The 17,833-nt window shown below is 64.7% G+C and carries 15 protein-coding genes; 9 read left to right on the top strand and 6 right to left on the bottom strand.

Features of this window, described 5'->3' with window-relative positions:
• Positions 1-2 precede the first annotated feature (2 nt).
• Positions 3-1,964: an Atxe2 family lasso peptide isopeptidase gene (locus tag VSX79_RS05285; protein ID WP_326914647.1), complete on the top strand. Its 1,962-nt coding sequence runs from the start codon at positions 3-5 to the stop codon at positions 1,962-1,964.
• Here the strand turns inward: VSX79_RS05285 and VSX79_RS05280 are convergent.
• From VSX79_RS05280 to VSX79_RS05260, 5 genes are all read right to left on the bottom strand, one after another.
• Complete coding sequence (locus tag VSX79_RS05280) at positions 1,862-3,559, bottom strand: asparagine synthase C-terminal domain-containing protein (protein ID WP_326914646.1); 1,698 nt, start codon at positions 3,557-3,559, stop codon at positions 1,862-1,864. The two genes, VSX79_RS05285 and VSX79_RS05280, sit on opposite strands and share 103 nt — an antisense overlap.
• Positions 3,556-4,197, bottom strand: coding sequence for a lasso peptide biosynthesis B2 protein (locus VSX79_RS05275; protein ID WP_326914645.1), 642 nt, complete (start codon positions 4,195-4,197; stop codon positions 3,556-3,558). Before VSX79_RS05275 ends, VSX79_RS05280 begins: the two co-directional genes overlap by 4 nt.
• A 55-nt stretch (positions 4,198-4,252) precedes the next feature.
• Positions 4,253-4,375, bottom strand: coding sequence for a hypothetical protein (locus tag VSX79_RS05270; protein WP_326914644.1), 123 nt, complete (start codon positions 4,373-4,375; stop codon positions 4,253-4,255).
• A 108-nt stretch (positions 4,376-4,483) separates the two neighbouring features.
• Positions 4,484-5,053 carry a GntR family transcriptional regulator gene (locus VSX79_RS05265; protein ID WP_326914643.1) on the bottom strand — a complete coding sequence of 190 codons (570 nt, stop codon included), beginning with the start codon at positions 5,051-5,053 and terminating at the stop codon, positions 4,484-4,486.
• A 50-nt stretch (positions 5,054-5,103) separates the two neighbouring features.
• Positions 5,104-5,817: an acyl-homoserine-lactone synthase gene (locus tag VSX79_RS05260; RefSeq protein WP_326914642.1), complete on the bottom strand. Its 714-nt coding sequence runs from the start codon at positions 5,815-5,817 to the stop codon at positions 5,104-5,106.
• 384 nt (positions 5,818-6,201) lie between these two features.
• Between VSX79_RS05260 and VSX79_RS05255 the strand changes: the two genes are divergently transcribed.
• The 8 genes from VSX79_RS05255 (at position 6,202) to dacB (ending at position 15,077) form a co-directional block, all read left to right on the top strand.
• Positions 6,202-6,720: a helix-turn-helix domain-containing protein gene (locus VSX79_RS05255; RefSeq protein ID WP_326914641.1), complete on the top strand. Its 519-nt coding sequence runs from the start codon at positions 6,202-6,204 to the stop codon at positions 6,718-6,720.
• Between the two features lie 60 nt (positions 6,721-6,780).
• Positions 6,781-7,116 carry a hypothetical protein gene (locus VSX79_RS05250; protein ID WP_326914640.1) on the top strand — a complete coding sequence of 112 codons (336 nt, stop codon included), beginning with the start codon at positions 6,781-6,783 and terminating at the stop codon, positions 7,114-7,116.
• Positions 7,085-7,624, top strand: coding sequence for a hypothetical protein (locus VSX79_RS05245; RefSeq protein ID WP_326914639.1), 540 nt, complete (start codon positions 7,085-7,087; stop codon positions 7,622-7,624). Before VSX79_RS05250 ends, VSX79_RS05245 begins: the two co-directional genes overlap by 32 nt.
• Positions 7,594-8,562: a JAB domain-containing protein gene (locus VSX79_RS05240; protein WP_326915222.1), complete on the top strand. Its 969-nt coding sequence runs from the start codon at positions 7,594-7,596 to the stop codon at positions 8,560-8,562. The genes VSX79_RS05245 and VSX79_RS05240 overlap by 31 nt, the downstream gene beginning before the upstream one ends.
• 211 nt (positions 8,563-8,773) lie before the next feature.
• Positions 8,774-9,541: a DNA -binding domain-containing protein gene (locus VSX79_RS05235; RefSeq protein WP_326914638.1), complete on the top strand. Its 768-nt coding sequence runs from the start codon at positions 8,774-8,776 to the stop codon at positions 9,539-9,541.
• A 1,491-nt stretch (positions 9,542-11,032) separates the two neighbouring features.
• Complete coding sequence (locus tag VSX79_RS05230; protein WP_326914637.1) at positions 11,033-12,568, top strand: MFS transporter; 1,536 nt, start codon at positions 11,033-11,035, stop codon at positions 12,566-12,568.
• Positions 12,565-13,593, top strand: coding sequence for a serine hydrolase domain-containing protein (locus VSX79_RS05225; RefSeq protein ID WP_326914636.1), 1,029 nt, complete (start codon positions 12,565-12,567; stop codon positions 13,591-13,593). The genes VSX79_RS05230 and VSX79_RS05225 overlap by 4 nt, the downstream gene beginning before the upstream one ends.
• Positions 13,590-15,077 carry a D-alanyl-D-alanine carboxypeptidase/D-alanyl-D-alanine endopeptidase gene (gene dacB, locus VSX79_RS05220; RefSeq protein ID WP_326914635.1) on the top strand — a complete coding sequence of 496 codons (1,488 nt, stop codon included), beginning with the start codon at positions 13,590-13,592 and terminating at the stop codon, positions 15,075-15,077. The genes VSX79_RS05225 and dacB overlap by 4 nt, the downstream gene beginning before the upstream one ends.
• On the opposite strand, the gene VSX79_RS05215 is transcribed toward dacB, so the two are convergent.
• Positions 15,058-17,466, bottom strand: a complete 2,409-nt coding sequence (locus tag VSX79_RS05215) for a penicillin acylase family protein (protein WP_326914634.1) — start codon at positions 17,464-17,466, stop codon at positions 15,058-15,060. The genes dacB and VSX79_RS05215 overlap by 20 nt on opposite strands.
• Positions 17,467-17,833: the final 367 nt, after the last annotated feature.

Here is a 17,833-nt window from a genome sequence, read left to right as displayed (position 1 = left end):
GCATGACGATTGCGGCAGTGGCGCTTGCTGCCACGTCACCCGGCGCCGCGGTGCAGGAAATCGAAAGGGTCACCGAAGTCGCCGATATTTCCGGGCTTGCGGCATCGCCCGACGGGCAGTGGATCGCCTACCGGATCGAACGCCCGTCGATCGCGCACAATGTTATCGATACCCAATGGTACATTGTTGCCGCGGATGGCCGATCGCCGCCTCGCCCTGTCGGGCGTGGCGCCCACGCGACCTGGGATTCGGCCGGCGTTATCGAACCGGGACAAGCGATTTGGATGCCGGACAGCAAGAGTTTCCTCGTCCGCGCTCGGCGAGATGGCCGCATCGGGATTTGGTCGATGCGCATCGCGGGGCCTTCCTCGCCGGCCTTCGAGGCCGACGGCGATGTCGAGCGCTTCGCGGTCGCGCCCGACGGCAAGCTCATCGCGGAGATCGGACCGCCGCGCGATGCGATTCTGCGCGCGAACAGCGAGGCGCGCGATCGCGGCGTGCTGATGGACGAACAGGTCAATCTTGCCGGGGGAATTTATCGGGATGCCCTCCATGGCAACGAGACTGGCAGCGAGCGCTGGACGGGAGAGTGGTTCGATAGCGCACCCCTGCTTTGGGATGCTCCCCGAAAGGTCGTCGCGCATGACCCCAATGCGGGAATCGACGCCGTCGCTGTGGCCAGGGAGCGCGCTCTGCTCGACGCCAAGCCGCCGGCGCCCCCCGAAGATGCCATAGCCGCGGCGATCGCAACCACCGCGTGCAATCGCACGATGCCCCGATGCGGCCCCCGTCGCCTGTCGTCGTCGCTGCCCCTCGGTGACGGCCGCTGGGCAGTTACGACCATCGACGGCGTCCTCGGACAGCGCATCGACATCTGGGACGACCGGGCGAAGCGCCTCAAGATTCTGCGCACGGCCCGAGGATTTCTCAACGGCGGGCGGCGTGAAGGCTCGCGATGCGCCGCCTCCCAAGATGCGCTCTTTTGCGTCGAGGCTGCGGCCGATCAGCCCCCGCGCCTCGTTCGGGTGGCGTTCGACGGCGATCCGCTTCACGTCGTGGCCGCACCCAATTTGAATCGCGCCCGCGACAAGCTCATCGTCGAACCCGTCGCATGGCGGGTGGGCGGCAGCCGCGCGTCGGGCTGGCTCCTTCGCCCGAAGATCCCCGGGCGGCTGCCGCTTTTCGTTAGCTATTACCGCTGTGCCGGCTTTCTGCGCGGCGGTCTCGGCGACGAATGGCCGCTGCGCGCGCTGGCGGCAAGTGGCATCGCCGCGCTCTGCATCAACGCCCTGCCCGTCACCGACGAAAGCGCCCAAGTACGTTACGATAACGGACTCGAGGCGGTCCGAACCGCCGTCGAGATGCTCGACCGGCAAGGACGGATCGACCGCCGCCGCGTCGGCATGGGCGGTCTCAGCTTTGGCAGCGAAGTAACGATGTGGATCGCCGCAAATAGCAATTTGCTTCGTGCGGCCTCGATAGCCTCGGCGCAGATCGAGCCCGCCTATTACTGGTTCAATATCATCGCCGATCACGGTCGCTTCAAAGATAATTTTCGCAAATATTGGGGGCTCGGGTCGCCTGACGAGAACAGGGAGTTGTGGAGACGCCTGTCGCCCGCCGCGAATGTCTCGACGATCGAAGCGCCGGTTCTCATGCAATTGCCCGAGAAGGAGGCCCGCCTTTCGCCCGAACTTCATGCCAGGTTGATTGCGGGGCGCAAGGGCGAGCTCCACATCTTCCCGCTCGCGCCGCACATCAAGGTAGCACCCCGGCAGAAATTCGCGGCCTATGTCCGCAATTTCGACTGGTTTCGCTATTGGTTACAGGATCGCATCGATCCGGACCCCGAAAAGGCCGCTCAATATGCGCGCTGGGCGTCGCTTTTGCCCGTCGAGCAGGACCGGGACTCGACCAACCGGACCCAGCGCTCGAGGTCCGCGATCTCAAGGAGCCGAAAATAGGCAAACTCGGCATCGACGCCTTCCCGGGAAAAATAGCGCTCTATTTCCGGGCGATCGAGCAGCCCATGCGTCGCGATCCGGCCTTCGAGCAGGAATGGCGCCAGACGCGCCCGCTCGCGCTGGAAGGCGGCGGCGCACATCGCCTCGAGGCGGCCCTTGGTGCGGCGATGCAGGACCGACGGCGGCAATTGACGCGCGAAAGCCGCGCGCGCGACCGCGCGGTCACGCCCGCCCGAAATCCAGAGCCAGCTCGGGATAGCGAGGCAGGCCTCGACGAGCGGCTGTGACAGAAGCGGAGCCACCACTTTTCTGTCATGCCAACGGTCGGGCCTGTCCATGAAGTCGGCGATGCGCATCAGCGCCTCGACATGCTGCCGCTTCCCCGGTGGAAAGTCGCTGGCGGCTTCGTGCCAAGGATGTCTGAACGGAGTAGCGGGCAACGCCGATCTTTCTGCGAAGATATCGTCGCGCGGCCAAAGCGGGCGCGACGTTCGCGCACGAAGCCTGCGCCCCAGAGCCCTTGCCGCATGCCACCGCGTCGTCCCCGCCACGGCGGCAATGTCTCCGAGCAGACGGAACAGGGGCGCGCGCAATCCCTTCGCTTGCCAGGCATCGATCGCCGGCGAGACCGAATGGCTGTAGCCAAAGATATTGTCCCCGCCGATGCCGCTCCAGATTTGGTCGCCGTCTCGCGCGCTGACCGCTCGCGCGATGGCCCGATCAAATCCGGCAAGTATCGACGCGGCGGCGGGTCGCACGGTCAGATGTTCAGGCTCTGAGAGCAGGTCGATCGCCGCCTCGTCGATCGGCGCCTCGACGAGGCTCGCGCCGCACTGACGGGCGACGTCGCGAGCATAGCGCCGTTCATCGCCGTCTGGTGTCGCTGTGACCGCGGTTACGGCTCTGAAACTATAACCACAGGCCGTGAGCGAAGATGCGATGATCGAACTGTCGAGCCCGCCGGAAAGCTCCAACCATCGATCCTCGGACTGCTTCGCCCAGCGATCGACACACATCAGGGTGCAGTCCTCGACCACCGCCGCGGCGCTCTCAAGACCGGCGCCAGAGTCCCGGGCCACATGCGACCAGGGTGACCAGAACGGGGCTGCGGAAGGCTCCACGCCATCGAATGTCAGGGCGGTTCCGGGCAGAATCTCGGCGACACCCGCGATCCCCGTTCGTTCGGTGCGAAAGTTGCGGTAGGCAAGGCTGTGGCGGACGAAGTCCCAGTCTACAGCAAGATCGACTCCCAGGCGGGCCGCGAGTTCGAGATGCGAGAAACAGAGAATGCCGCGCCGCCACCGAGTCCAATAGAGCGGCATCCCGGTAACCGGCGCCCGTTCCACCCGGAGCGCGCCATGCCCGACGAGGGAAAAGCGGAGATAATCCCCCCAGACGCGTCGGCTCTCCCCGGAATAGGCAAAGCAATCCCCCACCACGGCGGTGTCGGACAGCAATTCGACCGGGAGTTCCCGCCCGACATGGACGTTGGCAAATGGCGTCGCATGCGCGACCAGGCCTGCGTCGTCGGCGGTGACCTCGACATCACCAAGGTCATGCGTCCCGAATGCTAGCAGGATCCCGCGTTTCATCATATGACGAGGATCGGCGTGAAGTTGCGCGCTTCATCCTGCGCACAGGTGAGCACATGATCGCCGGCCTGCAGCCAGCAGTGAGCCGCGAACGGACCGGTACGAACACCGAATATGAGGTCGGCCGCAAGCCCGCGGGCCAACAGCATGCGCATCAGCGCGACGGAATCGATCAGGCAGCGGCGCGCGACCGGGATCGATGAGCGATTGGCGTCGAATCGCAACGCCGCGCCGGTGATTGCGCCCAAGTCCCACCGTGCCTTGGCTTTCCGGCGAGACAGGGCGACGATCGCCGTCTCCAGCCGGGCGGCCCGAATGGCCGAGCGTGCGCATAGCACATGATATCCGGTCTCGAACGCAACCGCCAACGAAGGACGCACTGGTTCCAGACCATAAATGTCGTCGGGAGCGATCTTCGCCTCCGCTGGAGCGCAAGCGAAATCTCCTTCGACGCGCTGCAGGATCTCGGCATCGACAAAAGGCTGGAGCGCGCCTTCGGCGGCTTCTCCACGCAAGAGCCGCTCGAATATGTCGCCCTCGCACGGGGCGAGCTGAAAATATCGATCGCGCCGCAGGTCCAGGAAGACAAATCCATGTGGCGTTCGACAATAGGAAATGCCGGGGGAAAGCTGCATGTTCATGGCTGCGCGCCTCGTCGGGCGCCTGCACCGAAGAGCGGGCGCCCGACCCGGAGTGTCAGTCGCTGATGCCGGTCACGGGAAGCAGTCCCGCACCTTCGATCGGACGGCCTTCCTCGCCGTGCGTGTCGGTGCTGACCTGGCCGAGATCGACCGTTTCGAGCGCATCATTGCGTTCCATCTTCATTTCCTTTCACGGTGCCGCGGAATTGCAGCGCCCTGATAGTTAAACGCATGATTTCATATAGGAATTTTATAATTCCAATATTGTTCGAATATATTCTGCAGCTCATCCGAGCGGCTGTTCGCGCGGACGCATCTCGGCCACGACGCGCCCGGCAAACTCCAGGCGGCGGTGATGAAAACGCGTGATCCTGGCGCGCAGCGCACTCCAGCGGCCGAACCGAAAATCCTCGTCCATCGCCGCGATCTCCGCGCCGCAGCCGGGATCGACCCGCAGTTCGGCTGCGCGAAAGACGTGCGATCGCTCGACCAGATTTGAAACCGCAAAGCGCAGTTCGCGATTGTCGCTGAGCCAGGCAGTCGCGCGGAACAGACGGGCGACCTCGCCGGCATAGTCGGAGTCGCGAATTTCGCCCGCTACCCGATCGGGCAAAGCCGCGTCGGGCATCTGCCCAGCGAGCGCCAGCGCGAGAAGCGACGCCGCCCATTCATAAAGATCGTGGAGATCCGCCTCGGCGAGGATCGGCTGCCGAAATCCTTCCTGGTGCCAACTGTCGACGATCCGCTCGCCCGACAGGCGATGGAGGGCATCGCGCACCGGAGTTGCGCTCGCGCCGAGATCGCGCGCGAGAACCGAAGGGTCGAGGCGATCGCCCGGCGCGAATTCGCCTCGCATGGCGCGCGCCTTGAGTTCGCGGTAGACACGCTCCATCGTCGCGCCAGGGCTCATGACGACATTGGCCAGGACGCCGTCGGCCTGGCGATCCCTGCCCCTGCAAGCCGCGCTGGCGTCGCGGCATCGACATCGACGGCGACTGCCACCATATCCCGTCCGCCGGACGAGTGGATCGCACCCAGGCGGCGACACGCCCATCCCAGACCCTCGATCCGTCGCGCTAACCGCGGCTCGGCGATTCCGAGGAAGCACTGAATGTGCCGGGCAAGCGCATGATCGACGAGCCCGTAAAGCAACTGATCGCGCGCGCGGCGCCTCGCGTCGGAAGTGATATCGGGCGAAAGACAGAAATGCGTCACTTCGGCGACCCCCGCGTTCGAAGCACCCGGTTCGAATATGCGCTCTTCGAACCGGCGGAGACTGGCCGCGGTTTCGGGAAGCAGGCGCGCCGACGCGAGATGTTCCCCGTCGGCGCCGGCTATGATCAGATAGGTCGCACCGGGACGATCGCGGCGATCGACCTCATAGCGGCCGGCGAGCACCGGTAGGTCCCAGTTCAGGAGATCGACGAAGACCCGCTTGCGCGCGGCGAACATCGACCGGAGCGCGACATGCTCATGCGCGCGCATGGTCTGATCGACGACCAGCATCACCGGTGAAGCGCGGCGCGGCGCGGCATCGGCGGCGCGCGCGCGGCGACTTTCCGCCTGGGCGCGTCGAATATCAATCCAGCCGCGCGGCGGCGCGGCATCGCATGTCGGCATGGCAACCCTTGGCAAGCCGGGCGGCGTCCTCAAGCCTGCCGGTCCGGCATTGCCCCCATCGGGCCGGCCGCGGGCCTTCTCAACCAGGCGGCGGACCGGCGGTGGCGCATCGCCGCTGGTCGGACGGCGATTCGAACCCTCAGGCTATCCGGCCGCCCATATATTTCCATTATATTCGTAGGGTTACTCTCAATTTGAGAGTTGTTCTTGAATGCGGCCACTTCCCGCGCCGCGATCGCTGGAACCGATCCGGTGCGCACCGCCGCCCTGCCAAGTCTCTGCAATCGCTTCCAACCGGTCCTGTGACCGGCTATTGCCAGGTTGCCGTGCGGGGCGCTTGATTAAAGACTTGTGTACACGCGCTTTTATCCTGAAACTGCCAGGATGGAAGGGTCGCAATCTTCTGAACTCGCCGACCGCGCGTGCTGGGATCGGCTGACCGAGAAACAGCGCGCCTGCCTCGACCTCCTCCTCGAGCGCAAGACATCGAAGCAGATCGCGATCGAGCTCGACATTTCCAAACCGACGGTCGATCAGCGGATTACCACGGCGCGAAATATACTTGGCGCCACCGACCGTCATGACGCGGCACGGCGCTATGCGCGTCTCAAACGGACATATGATCGGATCACATATGATCCGATGGATATTCCCTCCGCGCCCACCTTCGTGCCATCCGACTTCGCGGACGGCGATCCATCGGAGCCCATGCAGGCGAATGCCGACGGGGGAATTCCGGTTGGCTCCTGGGGCACAGGCCTGCCGTTCGGGAAGATCGGGAGCCACGATCATGGCTCTTCAGCGAGACTGGCGATCGTGGCGACGATGCTCGTGGTCATGGTCATCAGCCTCCTCGGCGGGCTGGGCATCGCGCAGGCGCTGACGCGGCTCATCTCCGGCTGACGCTTCTCAAGTTCAACCGAATAGCGACCGGAGCGCCCCTGCTCCGGCGGAGGAGAGATCATGTCCGATACGATCATGTTCGTAGCCAGAAAGCTGCAGCATCAGGTGCCCGTCACCGAAACGCGCATCGACGATGCGCTGATCGCGGTATCGTCGCTTATGACCACCATCGTGACCGCGCGCCGGGACGTAAGCCGGGTCCGGCCCGCGAAGGGACAGGCGACGATCCAGCGTCTCGCCAAGGCTCAGATGGCGCTCATCGACGCGAGCGGCGGGGTCCTGCGCGTCCACGGCGAGCTGGCCGATATCGCGCGCGAAGCCGCGGGGCTCGATTTGCATGAGTGTCCCGCGGTCGCGCACGCCGATGACGCACGGGATGGCCGCGCGGCCGGTTGACCGGGAGCGGAGCTCATGGTTTCAGGCCGAAATGTTGCGGATCGCCTGCTTCCTGACCCTCCTCTTCCTCGCGACATTCTATGCGCTGAGAAAGGGCGGCGGGCCCGAGCGGACGATGGCCTATATCCTGATCGCGATGCTGGCCTCCGATCAGGCGCTTCATCTCATCGTCCCGGCACGCTTCACGGTGCTCGATGCGGGACATCTCGCGATCGACCTCGCGGCAGCGACCGCGACGCTGGTCCTGGCATTGAGGGCCCACCGCTTCTGGCCGCTAGCAGCGGCGGCACTCCAGATTCTGCCGCTTCTCGCTCATTTCAGCCGAGTGGTGGACCTTTCGATGCATCCGATCGCCTATCTGTCGATGCAGGTTTTTGCCTCATGGCTTCTCCCGCCGCTGCTGGCCCTCGCAACCTGGCGGCATCGCAAACGGCTGCAAATTTGCGGCAGCGATCGGTCCTGGCGCGGCTCGTGGCCATGGTCGAACCCGAGCATGCCGAAGCGGTAGCGGCTACGCTTCTGGGCGAATATCGCAGCCTGTCCCGGCTGTGGTCGCAAACCTCCGAAGAACATGCCCGGACGCTCCGCGGCAAGCCGTCCGTCGTCGAACTGCTGGCAAGCGCACGCGGCGCATGGGACGAGTTGGTGAAGGGCGATCTCGCATCCCGCAGGATCGATCCGCTTGACGCGGGTCTGAGGCGCTATCTGACCGCCTCGATGGGATCGCTTCCCGAAGAGCGGCTCCGCGTCCTGTTCCTAGACGCGGCGCGGACGCTTCTCGCCGACGAGCAATTGCAACAGGGCACGCTCGCGCACATGTCGATCTATCCGCGTACCATCTTCCGGCGCGCGCTCGAACTCAACGCCGCCAGCATCATCCTCGTCCACAACCATCCGAGCGGCGACCCCCGGCCTAGCGCGGAAGATATCGGCGCCACGGCAATGATCGAACAGCTTGGCCGATCGCTCGATATCGAACTGCTGGACCACATCGTCGTCACATCGACCGAAACGCACCATATTCGGAGCGGAAAAACGAAGACGTCCACGGCCCCGCTGCCACGTCGCTTCGCCCTGCGAAGCCCTGCCGAACCGCAAAGGGGCAACGTCGATGACCATATACTCGGCAATGCCAAGGCAACGCTGCGAAGACGGATCCTCCGTCGGCAATTGCTGGGATGGGAGGAATTGTTCGGCGAGCCGGCGTGGGACATGCTCCTCGAACTGTTCATCCACGAATGCGAAGAAAGGGCGCTATCGATGTCCTCGCTCTGCACCGCTGCGGCAATACCCGAAAGCAGTGCGATGCGACTGGCGCAGCGGCTGTGCGACGCAGGGCTGCTGGTTCGACTACCCGACCCCGAGGACGGCCGCCGCAGTTTCATGAAACTCGCGCCCGATGTGGCGCACCAGCTGCGCGCCTATTTTGCCGAAGGCGGCGAATAGGCACCGCGCGCCGGGTCGGCCGCAGTCGGAGCGTGAAGCCGGGCGCTTCCCGCCCTCCTCCATGCTCCCCCGCGATATTCGGGCACCCCGGCCCAATCGCATTGCGCCGGCGAGCCTGACCCTCACCGCTCCGGCACGGTCTTGAGCCGCGCGCGCTCCGGTCAGGTCGTCGCGGCATGCCTATATTCGGAATATATTCTGGATATTTTGCGTGACCACCGCCCCGCCAGGGGCCGACTGGCGATCGGCCGAAGCCTATACCGCGCTCCTATCTTGCGACAGGCGGTTCTTTGCTTGGGAATGGCTACGCCGCAGCGCCGCCTATCGAGAAAGCTGGACCCGGCGTAATCGATTGCCGGGCGACGCGGCCGCGCGATTAGGGTTGGTTGCGTGGATCGATCCCGCCATCCCGGCGCCCATCGCGCGACCGATCTGGAGCGTGAACACCGATCCGGCGGTAATCGACAGCCGCCCTGCCGGACAAGCCGACCCATATTACGCGACCGGCGATACCCTCGATATCCTGTCGATAGCGCCGCTGGTTTCGGTCGAAGTCACCGCCCGAGCCGAACACTGGCTGCTTAGCGACGGTCGTTGGACGATCCGCCTCGATCTTCACGACGGGACATTGCTCGGCGGGCCGCTTCTCATCGAACACCACCTCACAGGGCTGCGGTCGCTTCGACCGCGACTTGAAGCGCTCAAACAGCTGGCCAGCGTTGCGGAACGAGGCAAATTGCCTCGTTCGTTAATGCCGCGCGAACGCCGCGCTGCACAGTGGATTCTCGAACTGCGCGTCGCCGATGCGATCCTCGCGGGCGCAACGCAGCAGACGATGGCGCGGCGTCTATTCGGCAGTGCAGTTGCCCGCGAAAATTGGCGGCTCGAAAGTACGTCTTATCGGCTGCGAATTCAACGTCTCGTGCGACGCGCGAGGATACGCCTCGCTCACCCGCTAGCGGGTCCCTGGTTCGAGTGAAGCAAGCGATGCGCCGACTTATCTCGCCAGGCAGCGTAAGCAGCTTCCAGGATTCGATTCTAAGATCAAAGCGATCGCGCGAATCCAGCCCGAGCAATTGCGGATACGGTAGCGAAAACTACGCATCAGGGCGGCATCTAAATCAAGAGGATAAGGCCCCCCGATCTTCAAAGCGTTGCTCCGTCTTCGAATGACGTGGATTGCGTGGTTCGGTGTAGGTGATTTTGTGTCGTTACTACCAGTCTTTCGGTGTCAAACCCTGTCCCATTTCTAAATCATATTAAACACGAATGCAGCCAAGCGCCATAACTTATTGAAATTAGAAGAAACTCTTAATCAGCGGGTCCTAGGTTCGAGCCCTAGTGCGTCCACCATTTTTACAATGACTTAGAGGTCAATCTTGAGCGGCTTCTCAACCGCCGCAAAATGCCGTGCAAGCACCGGGCAAGCACGCAATCAACGGTACACATCTGATTTAATCAAACATTATCGGTGGTTTCAGCCAATTCTCCTTGCCTAATTGCGGGTCGAAATGTCACAAAGCAGTCAGCTTTTTGATGTGTCTCCCCCATCGCTTCATCGTTTGTCGCTTCTCCTCCCGATATGGATAGCATTGATACGCGCCAACAATGCCGCTCTTCGTCCCGGAGAGATGATTGAGAACGGACTCGATGATTTCCGTTCTGATCTGCAATGCCTGCATCCCGTGGCAACGGTTCGGCGAATGTCGTGAATCCGCCAAGGAGCTAAAACGGCGCCCTCCCCCGCTGACCTCATTTCTCTGAAGATCACCGCGTCCCATTTCTCTTTAACTTTCGAGAATGCACCCAGGCGCGTTCCGTAGCTCGACAGGAACATCAAGCCGCGTGACGGCCAATCTTTCCTACCGGCGATGGCATCGAGCAGCGCGATCGCCTGTTGCCAAGTAGAACAAGATGCGGACGGCCATTCTTTGATCTTTTGGCTGGCAAGTCCCATCGATTGCCTTCACGGCGCAATTCCGACCAGTCCAGCCCGATCGCTTCGCCACGCCGCTGTCCGGCCATAAATCATCAACCGAAACGCTGGACCATATTGCCCCGGAAGCCGGAAACTCGTTTTCCAGGCGCAACGTAATTCTTCGGTTGCGAGGTACCGATTTCGGGGTTTCAGTGGCGGAGGAGCACCCAAGCCTTGGACCGGAGAATACTCCAGATCGTCTCTGCTCATTGCCCATTGGGACAATTTCGCGGCGTCGCGTATATCGCCCGTGCGACCGACGGTCGGTTGCAACCCGGCGCGCCTTCAAAGGCGAGGCGAGCCCATAAACGACGATTATAGGAAAGCTGCCGCCGCTTTCGCCGAACTTGACGGACAGGTTCCGCTCGCCGAAGGATCGTACGCTCAGGATCGAAGCAAGCAGATCGGGGCAAACGGGTCGATGAGAGGGTTATTCCGCCGCGGGCTCGCGGTGCCACAGGGCCAAGAGCCTGCCGGACCAGGGCCCGGCGCGTGACCGCTTCGGCGATCGAGGCGAATGCAGTGACCGCGGCACTTGGCGCCGACGCGCCGGCGCTTCCTCACGACGCGCCCGCCCAACCGTCGGCAAGACGCCTGCTCGGCCTCTATCTGCTGCTCGGTTTTTCGGCGGGGCTGCCTTTTTACATGTTCAACGCGGTGCTGACGCTGCGCCTTGCGCGGCACGGGGTCGACATCGTGATCATTGGCTTCTTCGCGTGGATCGCGTTGCTGCCAACCTTCAAATTCGCCTGGGCGCCATTTATCGAGCGCTATGATATACCCGGTTTTTCCCGCTTTTGGGGCCGCCGCCGCGGGTGGATCATGCTGTCGCAACTCGGCATTTTTTTCTCGATGGTCGCGATGGCGCTCACGTCGAGCGATGAAAGCTTGCCGCTCACCGCCTTGTTCGCGATCCTGCTCGCTTTCTGGACGACAACGCTCGAGGTCGCAGCCGATGGCTGGCGGATCGAACTCGCGCCTGGCCAAGCCGCACAGGCGCCGATCGTCGCCGCCAACCTGTGGGGCTATCGCAGCGCGATGGTCGCGGCGGGGAGCGGCGCGATTCTTGTCGCGGCCTGGGCCGACTGGACGATCGCCTATCTGGTCATCGCCGTCGCGGCATTTGCGCCCTTCCCCCTCCTCGCGGCGATGCGTCCCGAACGCGAAGGCGCGGGCGGCCGCGCCCTGGCGCTGGCGAGCGGGATCGGTGCCAGCCTGCTGATCCTGCTTACCGCCGCGCTGATCACTGCGGCGGCCGGCTGGGCCCTGCTGTCGGCCGCTGAGGGTATAGGGCTGTCGGCGACCACCAATGTAACGCCCGTCGTGCTGGCGATGGCACTGCTTCCCTTTGCGGCGCTGGCGCTGGCGTTGCCGCGGATCAATCGCCTTCCCGCCGGCACAGCGGCCACCCTGCCCTCCTTTGCCGCGCCCTATGTAGAGCTGTTCTGGCGCTACGGCTATGCAGTGCTCGCAATGCTCGCCTTCGTGTCGCTCTACCGCATGGGCGACGTGCTGACGCTGACGCTGTCGCATCCGCTGTGGAACGCCAAGGGCTATACGCTGCACCAGATCGGCGTCGCCGACGGCGCCGTCGCGCTGTCGGCCAGCATGGCGGGCGTCGCGCTCGGCGGCTTCCTCTCGACGCGGCTATCGCTCGGCTGGACTCTCGCCATCGGCGCGGTGACAGCGGCCGTGGGCAATTGGATCTATGTCTGGTTGTGGCACGCCGACCCGTCGGCGGTCGTCCTCTACACCTCGGTCGCGGTCGACCAGTTCGGCAACGGCTTCGCGGGCACGGTCTTCGTCGTCTATCTCTCGATGCTGGTGAGCCCGACCAATGCTGGTGCGCAATACGCCCTGCTCTCGGGCTTCGCCTTCCTGCTGCCGCGCCTGCTTGCCGGTGCCTCGGGATCGATGCAGACGCAGATCGGCTATGACGGCTTCTTCCTGCTGTCGGGTGCGCTCAGCTTCGCCGCGATCTTCCTGCTGCCGGTGATCGCGCGCGTGAAAGGACGTACGCCGGCATGAGAGTCGAAGCTGTTTGCGAGGCGGGATTCGCCCCCGTGCGCGCGGCGGTCGAAAGCGGGCGCATTCCCGGAGCAGCGCTGGGCGTGGTCGATGCCGACGGCCAGAGTGCGGTGCGCTTGGCGGGCATGGCCGCGATCATTCCCGCGCGCGAGACACTGACGCGCGACCATTGGTTCGACCTTGCCTCGCTCAGCAAGGTGATCGCAACAACGACGATGATCCTGACGCTCGCCGAGCAAGGCCGTCTCGAGCTCGACCGGCCGCTGACCGATGCGATCCCCGACCTGCGCCAATATGACGTCGCGGGCGCCTCCGAGCGCAAGCTGACCTTTCGCGATTGCCTGATGCACCGCAGCTTCCTGCCCGCGGTCGAGCCGATCTACACCTATGGTGACGATCCGGCGCGGCTGCGCGCCTTCGTGCTTCAGCGCGAGTGGCGGCATGGACCGCCCGTCTATTCCGATATCAATTTTATCCTGCTCGGCATCGCGATCGAACGCCTTACCGGCGCGACGTTGCCGGACTGGCCGCTCGGTGATGGGCTTGGTTTCGGCCCGCCGCCGGGCTCGGCCGTCGCGACCGAATATTGCAGTTGGCGCGGGCGCGTGATGAAAGGCGAAGTGCATGACGAAAACGCCTTCGCGCTTGGCGGCGCCGCGGGACATGCAGGGATGTTCGGCACAGTCGACGGCGTGCTGGGCTTTGCGCGCGCAATGCTGCGGGGCGAAATCCTGTCGCATGGCATGATGACCGAGGTCCGCACCGCGGGCGATCGCCATCGCACCTGTGGCTGGGAACGCGCCTTTGCCGGATGGCACGGCGGCGATGCCTGTTCGGCGGAGACGATCGGCCATACCGGATTTACCGGCACCGGCCTCTGGATCGATTTCGAACGCGGCCTCGCCTGGACCCTTCTCTCCAACCGGGTGCATCCGACCCGCCACGCCGATAGCGGCATTACGACCCTGCGCCCCGCAGTGGGCGATCGGGTCATCACTGCATGGGACGACGAGACGAATTCATGAACGCATCGATCAACAAGTTCGCCCTGGCTGCCACGCTCGCGCTGTCGTTTTCGTCGGTGGCGGTGCAGGCGCAGACGGCTACGAGCCTGGCGCCTGCCCCGCTGCTGACCGCTGTCGAGCAAAAACTGGCCGAGGGGCCAGCGGGTTCGCGCATCGGCATGCTGGTCGCGACGCTCGACGGCGAGGTGCTGGTGTCGATCGCCCCCGATCAGCGTTTCATCCCCGCGTCGAACACCAAAATGTTCACGACTGCGATTGCCTATACCGAACTGCCTTTGCTCCAGCGCACGGCAAAGGGCACGGGCGTGCAGCTCGAAACCGTAGCTGACGGCGAGGTGGACGTCGTGCTGCACGGCCGCGGCGACGCGATGCTGTCGAGCGCCGACAACTGCCAGACCGACTGCCTCCAGACGCTCGCCGACGCGGTCGCCGCGAAGACGGGCCACGTCCGCAACATCGTCGGCGACGATAGCTGGTTTCCCGACGAGCGCTGGAGCCCGGGAATGAGCTGGAACAATATCCAGTCGCGTTACGGCACGGGCGTATCGGCGCTGACGCTCGATGACAACGAGCTGGTGGTAAAGCTGGCGCCGGGGGCCGTCGGCGCGGCGCCGAGCGTGCAGGCGTCCGGCTATTACGAGATCGAAAATCGCGTCGTCACTGTCGCGGGCAAAGAAGACGCGATCGACGCCTCCCGCATGCCGAACAGCCGGCTCCTCCGCCTGACCGGAACGGTCGGCGCCGAGGTCGCGCCGATGACGCTCCGCTACGGGATCGACGATCCCGCGCATTATGCCGCGTGGCGCTTTGGCGAACTGCTGCGCGCGCGCGGCGTGCACATCGAGGGTGACATTACGGTGCGTCACCGGCCGCTGACCGCCGCCGACGATCCCGAAAAGCGCAGGGGCGCACCGGCCATCCTGCCCCTCGAACCCGCGATGCTCGCCGAATTGCCCGCGCCATCGCTTGCCGAAAATATGGTACGGATCAACAAGGAGAGCCAGAATCTCCATACCGAGCTGATGCTGCGGCGCGTTGCCCGACACGCAGGGAGCGGTTCGATCGCCGACGGACAGGCGGTGATGCACAGGGTCATGACCGGGGCCGGCCTGTCCGAGGCAGGCTATCACTTCGCCGACGGGTCGGGCATGTCGAGCTATAATCGCCTCAGCCCGCGCGCCGCGGTCGGCCTGCTCGGCTGGATCACACGTCAGCCATGGGGCGCGGCGTGGCGCGAGACGCTGCCAATCGCCGGACGCGACGGGACCTTGCAGAACCGGTTCAAGGGCACGATCCTCGAAGGAAGATTGTTCGCGAAGACCGGCTCGCTCAACGCATCGCGCGCGCTGTCGGGCTATCTTGTGACGCGCAGCGGAAAAACGCTCGTCTTTTCGGCGCTGGCGAACGACATGCCCGAGGACACCGACGGCCAGGCAACCGCCGCGGTCGACCGCGCGCTGGTCGCTATCGCCGAGGCGCTTTAGCTGCCGGCGTGAGAATCTGACGCGCGGCGGCGTGCTGTTCAACCGCCCCCTTGCTGAACCACAGGGGCTGCATCTCGCCCGCGATCCATCTGGGATAGAAATCGCGATAGCGCGGCGAGCGCGGATCGGCCGACTGGCCGGGCAGCAACAGGAAGCGACTATTGTCCCACGCGCCGACGTCGGCGACGAAGAGGTAGCTCGCGCCGTGCGAGACGTCGAAGCCGCGCTTGGCGTTGAAACCGCGCGCCATCGGCGTGTTCCAGTCGCCGCCCGAACGGCCGCCCTCGATTCGCGGGAAGGCCGCGGCGATCGCCGGGTTCGACGACGCCAGCGGATGCCCGATCGTCACGCGGTGGAGGTCGCCCCAGCGCCAGTCCGCGGGATCGGAGCCGGCCAGCTCGACCGCGCGCTTCCAACCCGCCGCCAGCGCGCCATCGATCATCGCATCGCGCGCGGCCACGGGATCGTCGCCGAGACGCTTGTCGGGTGAGCCGAGGATGCGCAGCATTTCGGACAGGTTGACCGATGGGATCAGGTCGCGCGCAGCCGCCGGAACGATCCGGTCGTAAAAGGCCGTCGACAGCGCCGCCATCACCATCTCATAGAGCAAGGTTGCGGCGCTGTCGGCCTCGATCCCGCAATTCCAGCGGCGAAGCAGCGCCGCGGCGCTGGCGGCCTCGGGCGAGGGAACGGCCGGGAGCAGCTTGACGATCGCGCGCGCGGGAAGCGACTGGACGTCGTGCTGAAGCGCGATGCTGTCCTCGATCCGGTGTTTCGGCTGGGCACGCAATATCTCGGCGCAGCGATCGTACCGGAAAGGGTCGCTCCAGCTGAAGCTGATGATCCGCTCGCGATAGGGATAGCCCGCCGGCAGGTTCATCTGGTTCGCCGAGGCGAACCAGCCTTCGGGTGGGTTATAAAGGTGCGGCATATCCTCGACGGGCAGGATGCCCGTCCAGTCGAACGACCCGTCGCCGGGCGCCGGGAACAGCCCGTCATGCCTGGGCCGGCGCGGGACGAAACCGATCGTCTGCCAGCCGGTGTTGCCGTCGACATCGGCATAATGGAAATTGGTCGGCGAAACGTGCAGCCTGAATGCCTGGCGTAACGACGCCCAGTCCGTCGACAGGTTGATCGCGATGATCGCGAATCGCATGTTCGCGCCGGGCAGCATGCTGACCGTGGCGAAAGCGACCGCGCGCTCGCGCGCCGCATCCTCGGACACGATCGGGCGGCCGCCCGCATAGCGCAGGGTCACGCGCTCGGCCGGCGCACCCTTGACCGCAATCTCCTCTTCGACCGTCTCGAACGCCTTCCATTCGCCCTTGTGCCAATAGCGGCCGGGATCGTCCCTTTTGGTGCGGAGGATGAAGAGGTCGGTCTGATCGATATGGAAATTGGTGCGACCGAAGGCGAAGCGGTCGGTGTGGCCCTGCATGATGCCGGGCAGCCCCGGCGCACCCGCCCCGATCACGTCGAGCCCCGGCGCGGTCAGATGGACCATGTGACGCGGGCTCGATCCGCCGATGCCGAGATGGGGGTCGTTGGCCAGAATCGGCCGGCCGGTCGCGCTGCGCGACGGCGCGACGGTCCACGCGTTGCTGCCGAGCGCGAAGCGGTCGGAACCGCGCTCGGCGCGGTCGAGCTGCGTTTCCTGGATCGGAGCGAAGCTCGCACGTCGGTTGGCCGGGTCGAGGATACCGAGATCGGCTTCGCTCACCGCCGCGACATCCAGTCCGTCGGGGACGGTGAAGGACCAGGCGGGGCGCAGCGGCATCATCAGCTGGTCGGCATCGAGCAGGCCGCGCGCCTGAAGTTGCGCTCGGCGCACCTCGTCGTCGGCGTCGCCCATGCTGATGCCGCGGTCACGCACAAGGTCGCGCACGTCCCAGCGCAGCGGACTTATCCCGAGAATGCCATATTCAAGCGGCAACTCCGCTGGATCGGCGGCCAGTTCGTCGATGCGGGCGTTGACGCCGGCGACATAGCCGCGCGCACATTCGAGCACGTCGGGAGGTAGCGCGGCGAGTTCGGCGTCGATGTCGCCGTGATAGAGGAAGAGCCGCGCCGCCTTGTCGGCCGCGACGAAACGCGGGCCGAAGGCTTCAGCCATTCGCCCCATGTCGCGGCGGTGATCCATGTCGATCTGGAACAGCCGGTCGCGCGCGACGAGGTAGCCCTGCCCGAAAAAGGCATCGTGCAGCGACGCGGCACGGACGTGCGGCACGCCCAACTCGTCCTCGACCACCTCGATCGGCGCCTGCGCGCCCGACAGCCGGACGGACCTCGCGGCCACCTTGACTCCCGTCACCTTGGGTTTCGCCATCAGGCTTGCCGGCATCGCGACAAGCGCGGCGGAAGCCAGCAGGAACGCACGGCGCTGGATCAACAGGGGCCCCTCCACTATCGAACAGGTATAACGAACGGCGACCCTATCGCACCTCGCCGTGGTGGAGCCATAACAAGCGGATCTCGTCCTATAACTGCAAGCTATCCATCTTTGCCGCCCGCGCTGCCGCGACACCATTCCTCAAGGTTATATATCCATATATTCAGGTTATTAGCGTAGTTGTTGACCTGCCGAAACCACCCTGTAACCTCCCCGTCATGAAACCGACCCTCGCCAGCCTTGTGCAGGGCAGTGGCCGGTCGGGTACGGCGCTTATCACTAAAATAAAAGGGCGGAGCAAGACCTCCGCCAGATGGTCAGGCGGACGAGAGGGCAAGCCAAGCCGGCGATGGGCCGGGACACGTCT

It is taken from the genome of Sphingopyxis chilensis, from assembly GCF_035930445.1.
Classification (GTDB): Bacteria; Pseudomonadota; Alphaproteobacteria; order Sphingomonadales; family Sphingomonadaceae; genus Sphingopyxis; species Sphingopyxis chilensis.
Note: the sequence above shows the minus strand (reverse complement) of the source record. Positions and strands in the feature narration are given on the sequence as shown.

Excerpts from the sequence above, each read along its gene's own strand:
- VSX79_RS05285 (WP_326914647.1), top strand. The coding sequence starts at position 3 with ATGACGATTGCGGCAGTGGCGCTTGCTGCCACGTCACCCGGCGCCGCG.
- VSX79_RS05280 (WP_326914646.1), bottom strand. The coding sequence starts at position 3,559 with ATGATGAAACGCGGGATCCTGCTAGCATTCGGGACGCATGACCTTGGT.
- VSX79_RS05275 (WP_326914645.1), bottom strand. The coding sequence starts at position 4,197 with ATGAACATGCAGCTTTCCCCCGGCATTTCCTATTGTCGAACGCCACAT.
- VSX79_RS05270 (WP_326914644.1), bottom strand. The coding sequence starts at position 4,375 with ATGGAACGCAATGATGCGCTCGAAACGGTCGATCTCGGCCAGGTCAGC.
- VSX79_RS05265 (WP_326914643.1), bottom strand. The coding sequence starts at position 5,053 with ATGCGAGGCGAATTCGCGCCGGGCGATCGCCTCGACCCTTCGGTTCTC.
- VSX79_RS05260 (WP_326914642.1), bottom strand. The coding sequence starts at position 5,817 with ATGCCGACATGCGATGCCGCGCCGCCGCGCGGCTGGATTGATATTCGA.
- VSX79_RS05255 (WP_326914641.1), top strand. The coding sequence starts at position 6,202 with ATGGAAGGGTCGCAATCTTCTGAACTCGCCGACCGCGCGTGCTGGGAT.
- VSX79_RS05250 (WP_326914640.1), top strand. The coding sequence starts at position 6,781 with ATGTCCGATACGATCATGTTCGTAGCCAGAAAGCTGCAGCATCAGGTG.
- VSX79_RS05245 (WP_326914639.1), top strand. The coding sequence starts at position 7,085 with ATGACGCACGGGATGGCCGCGCGGCCGGTTGACCGGGAGCGGAGCTCA.
- VSX79_RS05240 (WP_326915222.1), top strand. The coding sequence starts at position 7,594 with ATGGTCGAACCCGAGCATGCCGAAGCGGTAGCGGCTACGCTTCTGGGC.
- VSX79_RS05225 (WP_326914636.1), top strand. The coding sequence starts at position 12,565 with ATGAGAGTCGAAGCTGTTTGCGAGGCGGGATTCGCCCCCGTGCGCGCG.
- dacB (WP_326914635.1), top strand. The coding sequence starts at position 13,590 with ATGAACGCATCGATCAACAAGTTCGCCCTGGCTGCCACGCTCGCGCTG.